Annotated in this window: 17 protein-coding genes; all 17 read left to right on the top strand. The window is 68.2% G+C overall.

All coding sequences use genetic code 11. The features are described 5' to 3' along the window. Nucleotides 1-11 precede the first annotated feature (11 nt). The 17 genes from ACFC1W_RS11980 (at nt 12) to ACFC1W_RS11900 (ending at nt 15924) form a co-directional block, all read left to right on the top strand. Nucleotides 12-1019 (top strand): flavin-containing monooxygenase, encoded by a 1008-nt coding sequence (locus ACFC1W_RS11980; protein ID WP_375992698.1) that lies wholly within the window; start codon nt 12-14, stop codon nt 1017-1019. Between the two features lie 13 nt (nt 1020-1032). Then, on the top strand, nt 1033-1749 hold the full coding sequence (locus ACFC1W_RS11975) for a copper resistance protein CopC (RefSeq protein ID WP_375992695.1): 717 nt from the start codon (nt 1033-1035) through the stop codon (nt 1747-1749). Next, nucleotides 1746-2021, top strand: a complete 276-nt coding sequence (locus tag ACFC1W_RS11970) for a zf-TFIIB domain-containing protein (RefSeq protein WP_045246902.1) — start codon at nt 1746-1748, stop codon at nt 2019-2021. Before ACFC1W_RS11975 ends, ACFC1W_RS11970 begins: the two co-directional genes overlap by 4 nt. A gap of 77 nt (nt 2022-2098) precedes the next feature. Beyond that, entirely contained in the window at nt 2099-2635 is a 537-nt protein-coding gene (locus ACFC1W_RS11965; RefSeq protein WP_375992692.1) for a signal peptidase II, read from the top strand. Further along, nucleotides 2632-2967 carry a DUF6804 family protein gene (locus ACFC1W_RS11960; RefSeq protein WP_060958837.1) on the top strand — a complete coding sequence of 112 codons (336 nt, stop codon included), beginning with the start codon at nt 2632-2634 and terminating at the stop codon, nt 2965-2967. The genes ACFC1W_RS11965 and ACFC1W_RS11960 overlap by 4 nt, the downstream gene beginning before the upstream one ends. Continuing rightward, nucleotides 2964-3563, top strand: coding sequence for a TlpA disulfide reductase family protein (locus tag ACFC1W_RS11955; RefSeq protein ID WP_060958836.1), 600 nt, complete (start codon nt 2964-2966; stop codon nt 3561-3563). Before ACFC1W_RS11960 ends, ACFC1W_RS11955 begins: the two co-directional genes overlap by 4 nt. Next, nucleotides 3560-4327 (top strand): cytochrome c biogenesis CcdA family protein, encoded by a 768-nt coding sequence (locus ACFC1W_RS11950; RefSeq protein ID WP_375992688.1) that lies wholly within the window; start codon nt 3560-3562, stop codon nt 4325-4327. The genes ACFC1W_RS11955 and ACFC1W_RS11950 overlap by 4 nt, the downstream gene beginning before the upstream one ends. After that, nucleotides 4308-5996: a cytochrome c biogenesis protein ResB gene (locus ACFC1W_RS11945; protein WP_375992686.1), complete on the top strand. Its 1689-nt coding sequence runs from the start codon at nt 4308-4310 to the stop codon at nt 5994-5996. The genes ACFC1W_RS11950 and ACFC1W_RS11945 overlap by 20 nt, the downstream gene beginning before the upstream one ends. Next, on the top strand, nt 5993-6931 hold the full coding sequence (locus ACFC1W_RS11940) for a cytochrome c oxidase assembly protein (protein ID WP_375992683.1): 939 nt from the start codon (nt 5993-5995) through the stop codon (nt 6929-6931). The genes ACFC1W_RS11945 and ACFC1W_RS11940 overlap by 4 nt, the downstream gene beginning before the upstream one ends. Nucleotides 6932-6934: 3 nt before the next feature. Beyond that, a complete protein-coding gene (gene lnt, locus ACFC1W_RS11935; RefSeq protein ID WP_375992681.1) occupies nt 6935-8554 on the top strand; it encodes an apolipoprotein N-acyltransferase in 1620 nt (539 codons plus the stop codon). A 56-nt stretch (nt 8555-8610) separates the two neighbouring features. Beyond that, entirely contained in the window at nt 8611-9954 is a 1344-nt protein-coding gene (locus ACFC1W_RS11930) for a M23 family metallopeptidase (RefSeq protein WP_375992678.1), read from the top strand. Nucleotides 9955-10072: 118 nt separating this feature from the next. Further along, nucleotides 10073-10852: a M23 family metallopeptidase gene (locus ACFC1W_RS11925; protein ID WP_375992675.1), complete on the top strand. Its 780-nt coding sequence runs from the start codon at nt 10073-10075 to the stop codon at nt 10850-10852. 72 nt (nt 10853-10924) lie between these two features. Then, a complete protein-coding gene (gene ccsB / locus ACFC1W_RS11920; RefSeq protein WP_375992672.1) occupies nt 10925-11935 on the top strand; it encodes a c-type cytochrome biogenesis protein CcsB in 1011 nt (336 codons plus the stop codon). Between the two features lie 45 nt (nt 11936-11980). Next, nucleotides 11981-12673, top strand: a complete 693-nt coding sequence (locus ACFC1W_RS11915; RefSeq protein WP_375992669.1) for a DUF3105 domain-containing protein — start codon at nt 11981-11983, stop codon at nt 12671-12673. Beyond that, nucleotides 12670-13353: a DUF305 domain-containing protein gene (locus ACFC1W_RS11910; protein ID WP_375992666.1), complete on the top strand. Its 684-nt coding sequence runs from the start codon at nt 12670-12672 to the stop codon at nt 13351-13353. Before ACFC1W_RS11915 ends, ACFC1W_RS11910 begins: the two co-directional genes overlap by 4 nt. A 146-nt stretch (nt 13354-13499) precedes the next feature. Further along, nucleotides 13500-15497: a cytochrome c oxidase assembly protein gene (locus ACFC1W_RS11905; RefSeq protein ID WP_375992664.1), complete on the top strand. Its 1998-nt coding sequence runs from the start codon at nt 13500-13502 to the stop codon at nt 15495-15497. A 19-nt stretch (nt 15498-15516) separates the two neighbouring features. After that, the gene (locus ACFC1W_RS11900) at nt 15517-15924 is read left to right on the top strand and encodes a DUF4307 domain-containing protein (protein ID WP_375992661.1); all 408 of its coding nucleotides are present in this window, start codon (nt 15517-15519) and stop codon (nt 15922-15924) included.

Here is a 15924-nt window from a genome sequence, read left to right as displayed (position 1 = left end):
TGAGGGCGGGTTTGACGCATCGGCGGGCGATCATCGTCGGCGCCGGGCAGTCCGGGCTCGCGGTTGCCGCGGCTCTGAGCGCGGAAGGGCTGCGGCCGCAGCACGAGTTCGTCGTGATCGACGCCGCCAGCACGGGGCAGCGTTCCTGGTCCTCACGGTGGCATTCGATGGAGCTTCTCAGCGACGCCCGGCATAGCGCGCTGTCTCCGCGGCGGCTGCTGGGTGACCAGCGCCGGCATCCGCGAGTGGACGAGATGGCGGACTACCTCACCTTCGTGGAAGCCGGGCTGGGCGTGGAGACGGTCTGGGGCATCCAGGCGACCGGGGTGGAGCACCGCGGGAACGGTTCGACTTTGCTGCTGTCGACGACGGCAGGGGAGGTGCAGACCCGCAACGTGATCTGCGCGACTGGCGCGGCCGCGCACCCGCGGATTCCGGAGTGGGCTTCTCTGCTGACGGTGCCCGGGGTGGTGCTGCACAGCAGCGAGTACCTGTACCCGAAGCAGATCCCCGTCGGCGACGTGCTCATCGTGGGCGGCGGGAACAGCGGTGTGCAGCTGGCCCGCGAACTGTCCGCGTCGCACACCGTGACGCTGTCCGTGCGAACCCGGCGGCAGCATCGCCCCGCGATGAGCTATCCCGTCGCGGCGGGGGAGAGGGTGCCGCTGTTCTCGCGGGAGCGTCGCCCCGAGCCGGTCTTCGGCGACAGCTATGAGCAGCTGCGCCGCGTCGGGGTCACGATCGCAGCTGCGGTGGAGGACGCTACCGGCGACGTGGTGATCTTCGCTGACGGCACGCAGGCATCCCCCCGGTCGGTGATCCTCGCCACCGGCTACACGCCCGGCGACGATTGGCTCCCGGAGCCGGCCCGCGTCGACCGGCCGCGGCGCACCCTGACCGGGCTGCCCGGGCTGTTCGTGGCGGGGATGCCGCAGTACGGCGGCCGCGGCTCCGACACCCTCGCCGGGGTGTGGAAAGACGCGACGACGATCGCCCAGCACATCATCAACCGGCCCTGAAAGGACCACCGCTTTGACCACGGTCACCGACCACGAACACCCGCACCGATCCGGCTCATGGAGACGCGTCCTCCTCCTGCCCGCTCTGACGGCGCTGCTGCTGGCCGCCGGGCTCCTGTTCGCCACCGCGGCGCCCGCAGCCGCGCACGATGAGATCGTCTCCTCGTCTCCGGAAGCCGGATCCACGGTCAGCGTGGTCCCGGGGGAGATCTCGCTGACGTTCAGCGGTGAGATCCTCACCGATTTCAGTGCGGTGATTATCGAGGTGGTCGCCGCGGACGGGCAGAACATCGCATCGGGGGATCCGGTCATCGACGGGACCACGGTCACCCAGGCTGTGCAGCCGGGTCGGACCGGGGTGTTCACGGTGCGGTGGCGGGTCGTGTCCAGCGACGGGCACCCGATCAGCAACGAGTACCAGTACACCGTCGAAGCGATCACCGTCCCCACCAGCGCCCCCACCCCCGAAGCGACCGAGGAGCAGACACCCGACCCGTCTCCGACGTCCACCGACACCACCGGGAACCCCGGTCACGGTGAGCCCTCCGGGGGTGGGGAGCTTCTGCCGATCTTGACTGTCGCCAGCGGCGTGATCGTGCTGGGCGGCGCGCTGGTGGTCGTGCTCATGGTGGCCAGAGAGCGTCGTCGCCGCGACCGAGCAGCCGCAGCCGCAGCCGCCGCGGATGGTGGACCCGCCGACGACCAGCAACAGAAGGAGAACCCCTCATGAAATGTCCGGTCGACGGGACCGCCCTGCTGATCACGGAACGCTCCGGGGTAGAGATCGACTACTGCCCGCAGTGCCGGGGCGTCTGGCTGGACCGTGGCGAGCTCGACAAGATCATCGACCGTGCCGCCGACCTCGCCGGCGGCGGCCGGCAAACCAGCACCGCCCCCTATCCGCGGGAGGGCGACCACCGTTCTGACCGCGACAGGGATCATCACGGTCGCTCCGGGCGTCGGCGGAAGGAAGGGTTCCTCGGTGACCTCTTCGACTTCTGACACCAAAGGTCTCTTCCTGATAGCCGGTCTGATGGCCGGGGTATCAGCGACCGCCGCGAACGCACGAGGAGCCGCTGATGGTTCGTGAGCAGACCCGGCGGTTCGCGGTCGCGTGCCTGGCCGCCGCTGTGGTGGTCCTGGTCGACCAGGCGACGAAGGCGGCCGCACTGGGAGGGTTGAGTCAGGAGGAGCGGATCCCGCTGCTGGGGGATCTGCTCGGGCTGCAGCTCGCGTTCAACCCCGGCGCGATCCTCTCTCTCGGAGCCGGGGTCACCGGGCTGCTCACTCTCCTCGGGGTCGGTGCCGTGGTGTTGCTGGTTGTGGCCGCCGCGCGGGCGCGGACCGGATGGTGGGCGATGGGGATCGGCCTGATCCTGGGAGGCGCGATCGGGAACCTGATCGACCGGCTGTTCTCCCCCCCTGGGTTCGGGGTCGGGCACGTCACCGACTTCCTCGCCTACGGGAACCTGTTCATCGGCAACCTCGCCGACGTCGCCCTCGGCGCCGGCGTCATCGTCCTCGGCCTGAGCCTGTGGGTCCGTCACCGCCGCGCCCGCGCGAGCGCGGCAACCGGTGCGTCGCCTGCGACGGGCTCCGTAGGGAGCGGGTCATGATGGCGAAGCAGCGGACTCCGTCCGTGTACCAGCGCAATGCGTTTGCGCCGGGGCTGCTCGCGGCGGCGGTGTTGTTCCTCGCGCCGGTGCTGATGGGTGGGGACTGGTTCACGGTGGTGCTGTTTGTCGCGGCGATCTTCGCGGTCATCGTGGGGTGGTTCGCGATCCAGGCGCGGCAGTGGTGGTGGCTGCCGGTGTTTGCGGTGATCGTGGTGATCTGGAACCCGGTGTTCCCGTTCCCGTTTTCCGGCCCGGTGTGGACTGCGGCGCAGCCGGTCGCGGCGGTCGTGTTCCTGGTCGCCGGCGCCCTGATCAAGGTCAAGCGCGCATGATCCGGCGCCGCGTCCTTGTCGCTGTGACGCTGGTCGCGGCGCTGCTGCTGGCCGGGTGCACGTCCAGCGATTCGCTTGCGCAGCAGTACCGGGACGGGAACGAGAAGGGCTACATCGCTGGCGACTTCCAGGTCGTCGAGATTCCGGATCCCGACCGCGGGGAGCCGGTGGTGTTCGAGGGGGTCACCGAGACCGGCGAGACGGTGTCCAGTGACGATTACCGCGGCGGGGTGCTGGTGGTGAACTTCTGGTACGCCGCGTGCGGGCCGTGCATCGTCGAAGCGCCCCTGCTCGAGGAGGTCTGGCAGGAGTACCAGGATCAGGGCGTCGCTTTCCTCGGGGTGAACACCTACGACCAGCCCGCCACCGCACTATCGTTCGCGAGAGACAACAACGTCACCTACCCGAGCGTGATCGACGTGAACGACGGACGGGTCAAGCTCGCGTTCGCGCAGGTCACCCCGATCCAGGCCACCCCCACCACTCTGGTCATCGACCGGGAGGGGCGGGTCGCGGCGCGGATCATCGGGCAGCTGGCCAGCGCGTCGATTCTGTCCACCCTGGTCGCCGATACCCTCGCCGAGGACAGCTCGTGAACCCGGGCCAGGTGATCGTCGACGGTGCCCTGTGGGTCGCGATCCCGGTCGCGATTCTCGCCGGGCTGGTCTCGTTCGTGTCCCCGTGCGTGCTGCCGTTGGTGCCCGGCTACCTCGGCTACCTCGGCAGCACCACCACGACGACCGCGGCCCCCACGGTGGACGGGGGGCGCACGGTGACGGCGGAGCGCGCGCGGCTGCTGCTGGGCGTGACATTGTTCATCGCCGGGTTCACCGTGGTGTTCGTCGCCGTCACGATCCTCGGCGGCACCTTCGGGTACCTGCTGCTGCAATACGCCAATGTGCTCACTCGCGTCTTCGGGGTCGTCATCATCGCCCTCGGCCTGGTGTTCCTCGGCTTCTTCGGCATTGCCCAGCGCACCCTCCGCCCTCGCGCCCAGGGTAGGACCGGGCTGATCGGGGCGCCGCTTCTCGGGTTCGCGCTCGGCGTCGGCTGGACCCCCTGTATCGGCCCGACGCTCGCAGCGATCATCTCTATGTCGTGGAACCTCGGTGACCCCGCCCGCGCGGGCCTGCTCGGGCTCGCGTACTCGCTGGGCCTGGGCATCCCGTTCCTGATCCTCGCGGCCGGATGGGGGTGGGCGTCCCGATCGGTGACGTTCCTGCGCCGCCACATCCGCGCCCTGAACATCATCGGCGGGGCCATGCTCATCGCCCTCGGCCTGCTGATGGTGACCGGGCTGTGGACGGCGCTGATGTCGCAGCTGCAACAGGTGGTGATCAATGTCCCCCTCCCGCTCTGACACCGGCATCGACGTCACCGCCGACCCGCTACGCCCCGGCGACCACGCCGACAGCGAATCCGCGACGGAGATCACCCAGCCGGCGCTGGGCATCACCGGGTGGTTGCGGTGGGCATGGCGGCAGCTGACCAGCATGCGCACCGCGCTGGTGCTGCTGCTGTTCCTCGCGATCGCCGCCGTCCCCGGGTCCCTGTTCCCGCAGCGCAGCGCCGACCCCAACGGTGTCATCCAGTGGGAGCGGGACAACCCCGACGTGTTCCCCCTCGCCGATGCGGTCGGCCTGTTCGACGTGTACCTGTCGCCGTGGTTCTCCGCGATCTATCTGCTGCTGTTCACCTCCCTGATCGGCTGCGTGATCCCGCGCGCCAAGCACCACTACAAGGCGCTCCGCTCCCGCCCCCCTCGCACCCCGGCCCGGCTGTCGCGGCTCTCGGAGTACCGGGAACTGACCTTGCCGAGAGAGGAAGGGAGGACCGACCCGGCCGCGCACGCGATCGACGTCGCGGCAGAGCAGCTGCGCAAGGCCGGATACCGGGTGGAGCGATACGACGCCCGCGGAGCCGCGTCGGTGTCGGCCGAGCGCGGCTACCTGCGCGAGACCGGCAACCTGATCTTCCACGTCGCCCTCGTCGGCGTGCTGGTCTCGGTCGCGATCGGCGGGTCGTTCGCGTATACCGGGCAGCGGGTGGTGGTGGAGGGCACCACGTTCGTGAACGCGCTCAGCGACTACTCCTCGTTCAACCCCGGCCGTTTCGTCGACGGCACGGGCCTTGCCCCCTACTCGCTCACCCTCGACGACTTCCAGGTCTCCTACCGGCTGCCCGGCACCCCCGGCGCAGGCCAGGCCGGAGACTTCTCCGCCGACATCACCATCCGCCAACCCGGGCAGGACGATCGGGCGCAGAGCGTGATCGTGAACTACCCGATCACCGTCGACGGCGATCGCATCTACCTGCTCGGCAACGGCTACGCCCCCACCCTCACGATCCGCGACGCCGCCGGCGAGGTGGTGTACAGCGAGTCGCAGCCGTTCCTGCCGCAGGACTCCAACATGACCTCGCTGGGGATCATCAAGATCCCGGACGGGCTGCCCGAACAGGTCGGGCTGGTCGGGTTCTTCTACCCCACCCAGGGGGTGTTGCCCTCCGGCGCGTTCACCTCCGTCTACCCGGACGTGGTCAATCCGGTGCTGACTCTCAACGTGTTCAGCGGGGATCTCGGCATCGACGACGGCACTCCGAGGTCGGTGTACACGCTCGAGGTCGACGGGCTCACCCAGCACACCGGCGGCGACACCGCCGCCGACTCCCTTGAGCTCACCCCGGGCGCCACTGTCGACCTGCCGAACGGGTGGGGCACGATTACGTGGGAGGAGGTTACGGCGGAGGAACCGGTGAAGCGGTTCGCGTCGCTGCAGATCCAACGCGACCCCAGCAGCGGCTGGGTGCTCGCGTTTTCCGTGCTCGCCACCCTCGGCCTGTTCGCCGGCCTGTTCGTGCCCCGCCGCCGGCTCTGGGTGAAAGCCCGCACCACCCCGGATGGTGTGCACGTCGAATACGCCGGCCTCGCCCGGGGCGAAGACCCCACACTGGCGCGCGCCGTCGACGAACTCGCCACCCGCCACGCGCAGGCCCTCGGCGTCGAGCCACCGGTGAAAGGCACCCCGTGAGCGTGTGGATCCCGGACGCCCCGCCGACTCTCGGCGGGTTCCTCACCCCGGCGCCGCTGCCGGCCCCGCTGCTGCCGATTCTGGCGGGGCTGCTCGCGGTCGCTTACCTGGCCGGCGCGATTCGCATGTGGGTGCGCGGCCGCCGATGGCCGATCTGGCGGACGAGCAGTTTCCTACTCGGATGCGTCGCCCTCGCGGCCGTCACCGGTCTGGCCGTGGAGAACTTCGGGTACGCCCTGTTCTCGGTGTTCATGTTCCAGCAGCTCACCCTGATGATGGCGATCCCTCCGCTGCTGGTCCTCGGCTCCCCCGGCACCTTGCTGCTGCGCGCCACCCCACACCACGGCCCCGGCCTCCTACTACTCCGCGTCGCACATGCCGGGCTGCGCAGCCGGACGGGACGGTGGCTGCTCAGCCCGTGGCTGGCGGTGCCGCTGTATCTGTTCGCGTTTTACGGCCTCTACCTGGCGAACTTCGCCGATCCGATCCTTGCGACCGTCACCGGCCATACCCTCCTCGAGGTCGGGTTCCTGGTCGCCGGGATGCTGTTCACCATCCCGATCCTGTCGTCGGACCCGCTGCCGGTGCGGATGAGCCACGGCGGCCGCGCCCTGGACGTGTTCGCCGAGGCCGCCCTGCACGCCTTCTTCGGCGTCTTCCTGATGATGGCCACCACTACCCTCATCGACGGGTTCGCCGGTCCGACGAGCGCGCTGGGCATCGACCCGATCGAAGACCAGCGCCTCGCCGGCGGGCTGGCCTGGTCCTACGGCGAGGCCCCCACCTTGCTGATGCTCATCTACGTCATGCACCGCTGGTTCCGCGACGACACCGCCCAAGCGGTCGCCGCCGACCGTCGCGCTGACGCGCACGGCGACCCTGAGCTCGACGCGTACAACGACTACCTCACCCGACTCCACCAGAAAGACACCTGACCGATGCGCACGCCTTTGCCGACACCCGCCCCGGCCGCCGCGCCGGAGCAGGAGACGCCGCGCCGCACCGTGGCGGCATGGTCGCTGCCGGTGTGGGCGGCGGTGCTGGCATCCGCGGCCGCCGGCCTGCTGCTGGATCTCGCCTCCGCACCGGTGGGGTGGTGGCCGTTGACGTTCGTGAGTGTCACGGTCGCCCTGGTGGCCCTGATCGGCCGCAGCATCGGCGGGGCGCTGCTGGTCGGCACTGTGTTCGGCGCCGTGTTCTACACGACCCATCTGGTGTGGGTGGGGGAGTTCCTCGGCCCGGTGCCGTGGCTTGCCCTCGCCGGGCTGGAAGCGGTCCTGTTCGGCGCGGGCGCGGTGCCGATCGCGCTCGCCTACCGGTGGACCGCCCGCTATCCGGCCCGCGGCCTCGTGCAGCTGCTCGCGGTACCGCCGCTGATCGGGGTTCTGTGGACGGCCCGTGAGGTGGTGATGGGTGCGTGGCCGTACTCCGGGTTCCCGTGGGCGCGCCTCGGGATGACCCAGGTGGGCGGCCCGCTCGCGGAGGCCGTGTCGTGGACGAGCGTGACCGGCCTGTCCCTGCTGATCGTCATTCTGTGCGCCTCTGTGGTGCAGTGGATCCGCGCCGGCGGCATCCGCTTCATGCTCGGGCTGCATCCTGCTGTGAGCGTCGCCGCTCTCCTGGTGATAGCGCCGCAGTTCCCCACCGCGCCGGCCGGGGAGTTCCGCGTGGGATGGGTGCAGGGCAACGGCCCCACCGGGTACTTCGACGACAAGGCGCCCGGCGATGTCCTTGCCGCGCAGACCGCCGCCACGGTGCCGCTGTACGGGCAGCCGATGGATCTGCTGGCCTGGCCGGAGGGCGGCGTCGACGCCGACCCGCTCAGTGATCCCGCCGCCGCCGAGGCGTTGGACCGGGTCGTGCGCTCGGCCGGGGCGCCGTTGCTGATGAACGCCGCCACCATCCGCGGCGCCGATGTGTTCAACACGTCCCTGTTGTGGACCGCGGATCCCACGGGCCGGCAGTGGCACGACAAGGTCAACCCGGTCCCGTTCGGGGAGTACGTGCCGGACCGGTGGTTCTACGAGCTGATCGTCCCCGACCTGGTCGGACTGATCCAACGCGAGTACACCCCGGGCACCAACCCGCCCATCGTGCAGGTCGGGGACGTCGGGGTGGGGTTGGCGATCTGCTTCGACGTGATCTACGACGCCGTGATCTGGGACGCCGCCCGCGTCGGCGCAGAAGTGTTCGTATTCCAGACCAACAACGCCGACTTCCGTGGAACCGATGAGAACCTGCAGCAGCTCGCGTTCGCCCGGATGCGCGCCATCGAAACCGGCCGCGCGGTCGTCAACGTCTCCACGGTAGGCACCAGCCAGGTCATCGCCCCGGACGGCACCACCGTCGACAGCATCGGTGTCGACACCGCTGACGCGTCGATCAGCACAGTCCCCCTGCGGACAGGCCTCACACCCGCCGTGATCCTGGGACCCTGGCTCACCGGTCTCATCGTCCTCACAGCAGTCGGTGGTCTCGCTGCTGCGGGTTTTTCACACGGTGCCCGCACTCGTGCTGGCCTCACAGATTGCTTGATTGATCGGGGGAGACGTTCGTGAAAACCTCAAGGTGGAGGTCTGTCAGGGGTCGCCTTGCCCCGGCGGTGGGAACGCAGGTGGCGGAAAGCAATGTGCCGGTTGTCGGTGAGCCACTGGCTGAGGAACGCGGATGCGCGCCGACGCCCGCCGAGAGCAGGACCTTCGGATACGGGGTGAGTCGACGCACTCTGCTGACGGCGGGGACAACGAGCCTGGTAGCGGTTGTGGTCGGCGGCCCAATGCTGCCGGCCGCATTCGCGGCGACCTATCCGTCGTGGGAGGACGTGCAGGCTGCGAAGGCCAACCAGGCGACCAAGGCCGCCGAGGTGCAACGCATCCAGGGCCTCATCCAGAGCCTCACCGGGCAGGTGGCGAGCACCCGAGCCGCCGCAGAGCAGGCGGCCGACGCGTTCTACACCGCCCAGCAGGAGTACTTCGACGCGTCCATCCGCGCGGACGCGTTGCAGGCCCAGGCCGATGAACAAGCAGCGAATGCGACTGACGCGGCGAACGAAGCCGGACGGGTCGCCGCGCAGCTGTACCGCGATGGAGGCGACAAGACCACCCTCGAGCTGTTCTTCGCAGGGTCGGCGGATACAGCGGACGACCTGCTTTCCCGGCTGGGCGTGATGGACAAGCTCCTCGAACGGAACCAGGTGGTCTACGCTGCGGCACTCACTGCTCGCGATGCGGCGCAAAGCCTCACCGATCAAGCCGTGGTGGCCCGTGAGGAGCGCGACCGGCTGAAGCAGACCGCCGAGCAGAAGATGATCGAGTCGCAGCGAGCCGCCGAAGCGGCGCAGGCCGCGCTGGACGCTCAGACACTTCACCTTGACGAATTGCGAGCACAACTGGCTGCCCTCGAGGACACGACGGCGAAGACTATCGCCGATTATCAGGCCGGGGTGGAAGCCGCCCGTATCGCCGAGGAGCGGCGGCGAGCGGCACAGCGCGCCGAAGCGGAACGGCTCGCGGCATCGGGCGGAGGTGGAGGTGTGGTCGCTTCCGGATGGGCGCGGCCGACATCCGGGCGGCGCACGTCCGGGTTCGGGCCGCGCAGCTCGCAGTGCGGCAACGGGTACTGCTCAACCAGCTATCACTACGGCGTCGATCTGAGCGGCGGCTGCAACTCAGGGATCTACGCCGCCGCAGCGGGCACCGTCGTCTACGCCGGCTACAACGGCGGCTATGGAAACTACATCAAGATCGACCATGGTGGCGGAATCGGCACCGGATACGCGCACATTCGTAACGGCGGGTTCCACGTGCGATATGGCCAACGAGTGAACGCGGGCGACCTGATCGGCAGCGAAGGCAATACCGGCAACGCGTTCGGCTGCAACCTGCATTTTGAGGCCTACGTCAACAATGCGCCGGTCAACCCGGTGCACTTCCTCGCCGCCCGCGGCGTCTCCATCTGACCCCGAACCGAAGGAGGAATTAGTGACTGAACCGATTACCCAGCGAGACGGCGCCCAGGCTCCGACGCCCCCCACGCGCCGCAGCCTCCGCCGCGCCCGACACCTGCGACCCACCAGCATGACCACGGACCCCGTGCGCAGGGTGCCGGCGGAGGCGCTCGCCCGCCGCAAGAGCATCGTGCTACGGCCGGTCCGGTCCCTGGCCGCTCTCGCGGCGGTCGCAGGCCTGGTCACGGCCTTCGCGCTCCCCGGATATGCTGCCTGGCAGCCCGCGGACGTCGAGGTCTCGACGCTGCAGCAAGTCGCGTCCGATAACGCCCAATCCTTGGTCGTCGCCTCCGACTCAGTCGAGACACAACTCACACGGGAGAGTTACGCGGCCACGACTCAGGCGGAGATCGACCAGAAGAAGGCGGCAGAAGCAGCCGCAGAGCGTGCGCGGGCCTCTGCAATGGTCGCCTCGGTGCCGTTCGACTACAGCATTGTGCCGCCAGGCAACGGATCAGTGCGGTGGCCGGTGGGCGGCCCGTTCACAGTAACGGACAGGTTCGGTTCTCGAGGCGGCGCGCATATGGGCACCGACATGGTTGCCGCTGGCGGAACCCCCGTCTACGCGTCGCTCGACGGTGTCGTGCGGATCTCGCAGGACAGCTATGGCGGCTACGGAGTCACCGTTGTCCTGGAGTCCGTCCTGAACGGGCAGCGGGTGAGCACGGTCTACCCGCACATGCGGACCGGAAGCCGGCAGGTCGTACCTGGCCAGGTTGTCGCAGCCGGGCAGCTGGTTGGACTCGTCGGCAGCACCGGACGCTCCACCGCGAACCACCTGCACTTCGAGGTGTACATAGACGGCACCGCCGTCGACTCTCTCGCCTGGCTGGAAGCGAACGCGGGCTGACCATGTCGTGGACGAAATCGTCGCGCGATCACGCCGATTCCTTGAGCGCAACGACGAAGTGGATGACTTCCTATGACCGGAACTGACGTGCTCTCCCTCGACGGCATCTCGCTGCTGCTGGTGTGGACGGCGATCGCCACCTACCTGTTCGCATTCATCGCGTACGCCGTCGATCTTTCCCAACGATCGGTCCCTGCCAGCACCCCGCGGCGGGAGCCGGCTCTGGTCGGCGCCGCTGCAACGGCGAGCCCCCAGACCGAGGGCACACGGAGTGGTCAGGTGGATAGCGTTCGCATTCTGCCCGCGCAGCGACCGCGGCTGCTGTGGGCGCGGATCGGGACGTCACTGACGGTCCTCGCGTTCCTGTTCCACCTGGCCGGAACCATCTTGCGCGGCGTCGCAGCTGAGCGCGTGCCCTGGGCGAACATGTACGAGTTCGCCCTCACCGGCACCGTCCTGATCGTCGCCGTCTACCTGCTGGTGCTGCTCCGCTACGACCTCCGCTTCCTGGGCGCATTCCTGATCGGAATGATCGTGCTGCTGCTGGGCGGGGCTACCATCACGTTCTACGTCGACGTGGTCCCGCTGATGGACCCGCTCAAGAGCGTCTGGCTGGTAATCCACGTCTTCGTCGCCTCGCTAGCCACCGCCCTGTTCGCGATCGCCTGCGGCCTCGCGGTCACTCAGCTCATGCAAACCCGCCGGGAACGGCGCGACCACGCAACCTCGGCTCGTGCCCGTGCCCCCCGTTTCCTGGCGACGCTACCGGCCGCGGACACCCTCGAGGCCCTCGCGTACCGGTTCGTGATCGTGGGTTTCGTGTTCTGGACCTTCACCCTGATCGCCGGCGCGATCTGGGCCAACGACTCCTGGGGACGTTACTGGGGCTTCGACACCAAGGAAGTGTGGACCTTCGTCATCTGGGTGCTCTACGCGGGGTACATCCATGCCCGCGCGACCAGAGGCTGGCGCGGCACCCGCTCCGCTTGGCTGTGCATCATCGGCTTCCTCACCGTGCTGTTCAACTTCACCATCGTGAACATGTTCTTCAAGGGATTGCACGCATACTCCGGCCTCAACTGAGTCCTCCTCCCTATTCCGCCCGACCCCCCGAACGAAAGCGCAAGCATGACCCCGAACGACTCGAATCCGGCCAACCGACCCCAGCAGGGCCAGCTGACCGTCAAGCAACAGCGCGAGCAGAAGCGCCAAGCGAAACTGGCCGAGTACCAGAAGCAGATCGCCAAACGCCGTCGCAGCAAGCTGGTTTGGTGGGTCGTCGGATCCACGTCAGCGGTTGTGATCATCGGCCTCGTTGTCGCCTCCGTTGTGCTCGCCCCGTCGCCGCCAAGACAGTACGAGGCGGGAAGCGAGGGGGCGACGATCGAAGGCGTCGAAACCTTCGAGAACACGGCTGAGCACGTCGAGGGTGTTGTCGAGTACGAGCAGAGCCCTCCGGCGGGCGGTCCACACAATGCTGTCTGGTTGAACTGCGGCATCTATGACCAACCGGTTCCGAACGAGAACGCTGTCCACTCCATGGAGCACAGCGCCGTGTGGGTGACCTACGACCCCGACGAGGTGGCGGGCGAGGAGCTCGCAGCGCTGAAGAGCCATCTGCCCTCCACCTATGTCGTGCTCTCCCCATATGAGGGGCTGGATGCGCCGGTAGTGCTGTCCAACTGGAACCAGCAGCTGAAGGTCGACTCGGCGGACGACGAGCGTATTGGCGCCTTCTTCGAAGAGTACTGGCGCAGCCAGAACGCCCCCGAGCCGAACGCCGCCTGCACCGGGGCGTACGACGCACCGGGAAAGCAATGAACCACATCGAAGACATCGACGCGTCCGCACCCCGGCGGTGGCGGCGGTGGGGAGTCGTCCTTCTCATCCTCATTGCGGTCGGCGCGCTGACCTTCGCTGTGGGACGCTTTTCGACCTTCGGATCGCAAGGCGCGGCCACGCCGGGTACCGACTCTCCCGAGGCGGGCTTCTCACGCGACATGCAGGTGCATCACGCGCAGGCCATAGAAATGGCCATGGAGATCTACCGCAAGACGACCGATGACGAACTGAGGATCCTCGCGTATGACGTCGCCACCGGGCAGGCTGGCCAGCGCGGCGAGATGTACGACTGGCTCGTGCAGTGGGGCCTGCCGCAGTCCGGTGGTCCGATGATGCAATGGATGGATGCCTCTCCAAGCGGCAGCGGCCACACGATGTCCGATGGTGCAGCCATGACGGAGGAACAGGCACGCATCGAAATGGGCATGGCGTCAGCTGACGAGATCGCCGCCCTCAAGGGTGCGACCGGGCCGCAAGCCGACTGTCTATTTCTCGAGCTGCTGATTCGTCACCACGAAGGCGCCATGCCGATGGCAGCGGCACTCTCCGAACTCGGCTCGGATCCGCGTGCCTTGGCTGTCGCAGAGAGCATCGAGAAGGGACAAACAGCCGAGATCAGCGCAATGAAGTCCATCCAGGCGCGAATGGGCTGCGAATAGCACCCGAGTCCACTCGCCTGCGGCTGGTGCAACGATCCGCGTGACCCCGTATGGCCCAGAACGGAAGAACAACCTTGACGACAACGCCGAAAGAGCATCGAAGACTCGTGGGTGGCGGGCAACCCGGTACACGCCGCGCCGACGTGATGCCGCGCAGCAATGAGGTGAATCACCGCACGCTGCGGGTTGCGGGGCCGATGATCCTCGTTGGAGCGGCACTCGTCTCCCTGGTCGGCGCACTAGCACTCGGTGGCGGCGCGGCGCCGCTTCCGCTCGGCGATGCCGGTCCGTTCGTGCGATGGGGGCTTCCGGTCGCGAAGCTGCTGGTGAACCTTGCCGCCGCCGGAATGGTCGGCGTTCTCGTGACGGCGCTGTTCGCACTCCGGTCCGGAGAGCGCGAGTTCGACGTCGCCCTCGATGCCGCTTCGATCTCCGCCGCCGTGTTCACCGTTGCGGCGGGCGCGACCGCGTTCCTCACGTTCCTCAGCGTGTTCAACCCTGCGATCGACGTCGGACCGCAGTTCGGTGCCCAACTCGGACAGTTCCTCGTGGAACTGGAAGTCGGCAGGACGTGGCTGATTACCACTGTCGCGGGCGCTGCACTCACTGTGCTGATCTTCGCGGTGCGGTCCTGGGTCGGAACGCTTCTGGTCGCCCTGCTGGCGGTGGCGTCGCTCGTGCCGATGGGGACGCAGGGGCACTCGGGTGATGACGCTCTTCATCACGAGGCGATGATGGCCCTGATCCTGCACATCATCGCTGCTGCGGTGTGGCTGGGCGGTCTGCTCCTGCTCGTCATCGTCCGTCCGGTCCTCGAGCGTCCCCGCGTTCCCGATGTGATCGCCCGATACTCGAGCATTGCCCTGGCAGCGTTCGTGCTCGTAGCCGTCTCCGGCACAGTACGCGCAGCCATCGGCCTGCAGGAGTGGTCGGACCTGCTGTCTCCCTACGGGGCGATCTTGACGGTCAAGGTCGTCGCGCTCATCGGGCTCGGGCTGTTCGGCGCGTGGTACCGCACGCGTTTAATCGTTGGCATGCGCCGCACTGACGCCGCATCTCGCCCGTTTTGGACTCTGGTCGTGTTCGAGCTCGCGTTGATGGGCGTCGCAAGCGGCGCCGCCGCGGCGCTAGCCCGCACCCCGCCGCCCAACCCGGCCGCGCCTCCCGAGGTCCCCTCGCCAGCCGAACGGCTCACCGGTGCGCCGCTGCCTCCGGAGTTGACGCCTGATCGCTGGCTCACCGCGTGGAACATCGACCTGCTGTGGGCCGTCGCCGCCGGGTTCGGCGTGTTCTTCTACCTCGTCGGCGTGTGGCGCCTGCGCCGCCGCGGCGACCGGTGGCCGATCTACCGCACGATCATGTGGGTCGCCGGCCTTCTGCTGCTCGTGTGGGTCACCGGCGGCGTGATCAACGTGTACCAGGACTACCTCTTCAGCATCCACATGGTCGGTCACATGCTGCTGACGATGGCGATCCCCGTGCTACTCGTGGCGGGCGCGCCCGTCACGCTCGCCGCACGCGCGATCCGCAAACGCGACGACGGCACGCGGGGCGGACGCGAATGGATCCTCTGGGCGGTGCACTCGCCGGTGGCGCGCGTGCTCACCAACCCCTTCGTCGCCGCAGGGCTGTTCATCGGGTCGCTGTGGGTCTTCTACTACACCGATCTCTTCCGCTGGTCGCTCTACGACCACCTGGGGCACGAGTTGATGGTGGCGCACTTCCTGTTCACCGGCTATCTCTTCGCGTTGACGCTGATCGGCGTCGACCCCATGCCCTACCGGCTGCCCTACCCGGGCCGCCTGTTGCTCCTCATCGGCATCATGGCCATGCACGCCTTCTTCGGCATCGCGCTCATGATGCAGTCCGGGCTCATGGTCGCGGAGTGGTTCGGCTCGATGGGGCGCACGTGGGGGCTGTCGCCGCTCGAGGACCAGTACCTCGGGGGTGGTGTCGCGTGGTCGATCGGCGAGATCCCGACCCTGATCCTCGCCATTACCGTCGCCATCCAGTGGAGCCGCACGGACGCGCGCGATCAGAAGCGGCGCGACCGCCACGCCGACCGGACGAACGACGCCGAGCTCGAGGCCTACAACGCCCACCTCGCTGAACTCGCGAATCGGGACGCTCCCGCTCGCGGCTGACCGTCCAAGGAGACCCCCCATGACGACGAAGAAGGAGCTCGACGAGCGCTACGGTCGTTCTCGGCGCCCCGTCCGCCGCCGCGTATTCTGGACCGTTGTCGCGGGCGCGGCGGTATTTTCCGTAATCGCTCTTTCGTGGCTGACCATTTCCAACTCACTCGACGAAGTCGGATTCGACGAGACGGGCTTCGAGGTGGTCGATGCACGGACCCTGACCGTGTCCTTTCAGGCCACCCCACCCGCCGGAGTTGCGTTCGCGTGCGCTGTCCAGGCGTTGGACGAGGACTTCGGCATCGTGGGCTGGCGGGTGGTTGAGTATCCGGCGTCGGAGGCGACCACGCGGGCCTTCGTTGAAACGATCCCGACCGTCGCAGCGGCGACGACCGGGACCGTTCATTCCTGCTGGGTCGTGTCCGCCGAAAGATAG

The sequence above is a fragment of the Microbacterium sp. NPDC056003 genome, assembly GCF_042274785.1.
Classification (GTDB): domain Bacteria; phylum Actinomycetota; class Actinomycetes; order Actinomycetales; family Microbacteriaceae; genus Microbacterium.
Note: the sequence above shows the minus strand (reverse complement) of the source record. Positions and strands in the feature narration are given on the sequence as shown.

What these genes read in the sequence shown, in the direction of transcription:
- ACFC1W_RS11915 (WP_375992669.1), top strand. Translation starts at nt 11,981, where the DNA reads ATGACCCCGAACGACTCGAATCCGGCCAACCGACCCCAGCAGGGCCAG.
- ACFC1W_RS11905 (WP_375992664.1), top strand. Translation starts at nt 13,500, where the DNA reads ATGCCGCGCAGCAATGAGGTGAATCACCGCACGCTGCGGGTTGCGGGG.
- ACFC1W_RS11900 (WP_375992661.1), top strand. Translation starts at nt 15,517, where the DNA reads ATGACGACGAAGAAGGAGCTCGACGAGCGCTACGGTCGTTCTCGGCGC.
- ACFC1W_RS11910 (WP_375992666.1), top strand. Translation starts at nt 12,670, where the DNA reads ATGAACCACATCGAAGACATCGACGCGTCCGCACCCCGGCGGTGGCGG.
- lnt (WP_375992681.1), top strand. Translation starts at nt 6,935, where the DNA reads ATGCGCACGCCTTTGCCGACACCCGCCCCGGCCGCCGCGCCGGAGCAG.
- ACFC1W_RS11965 (WP_375992692.1), top strand. Translation starts at nt 2,099, where the DNA reads ATGGTTCGTGAGCAGACCCGGCGGTTCGCGGTCGCGTGCCTGGCCGCC.
- ACFC1W_RS11960 (WP_060958837.1), top strand. Translation starts at nt 2,632, where the DNA reads ATGATGGCGAAGCAGCGGACTCCGTCCGTGTACCAGCGCAATGCGTTT.
- ACFC1W_RS11925 (WP_375992675.1), top strand. Translation starts at nt 10,073, where the DNA reads ATGACCACGGACCCCGTGCGCAGGGTGCCGGCGGAGGCGCTCGCCCGC.
- ACFC1W_RS11970 (WP_045246902.1), top strand. Translation starts at nt 1,746, where the DNA reads ATGAAATGTCCGGTCGACGGGACCGCCCTGCTGATCACGGAACGCTCC.
- ACFC1W_RS11955 (WP_060958836.1), top strand. Translation starts at nt 2,964, where the DNA reads ATGATCCGGCGCCGCGTCCTTGTCGCTGTGACGCTGGTCGCGGCGCTG.
- ACFC1W_RS11945 (WP_375992686.1), top strand. Translation starts at nt 4,308, where the DNA reads ATGTCCCCCTCCCGCTCTGACACCGGCATCGACGTCACCGCCGACCCG.
- ccsB (WP_375992672.1), top strand. Translation starts at nt 10,925, where the DNA reads ATGACCGGAACTGACGTGCTCTCCCTCGACGGCATCTCGCTGCTGCTG.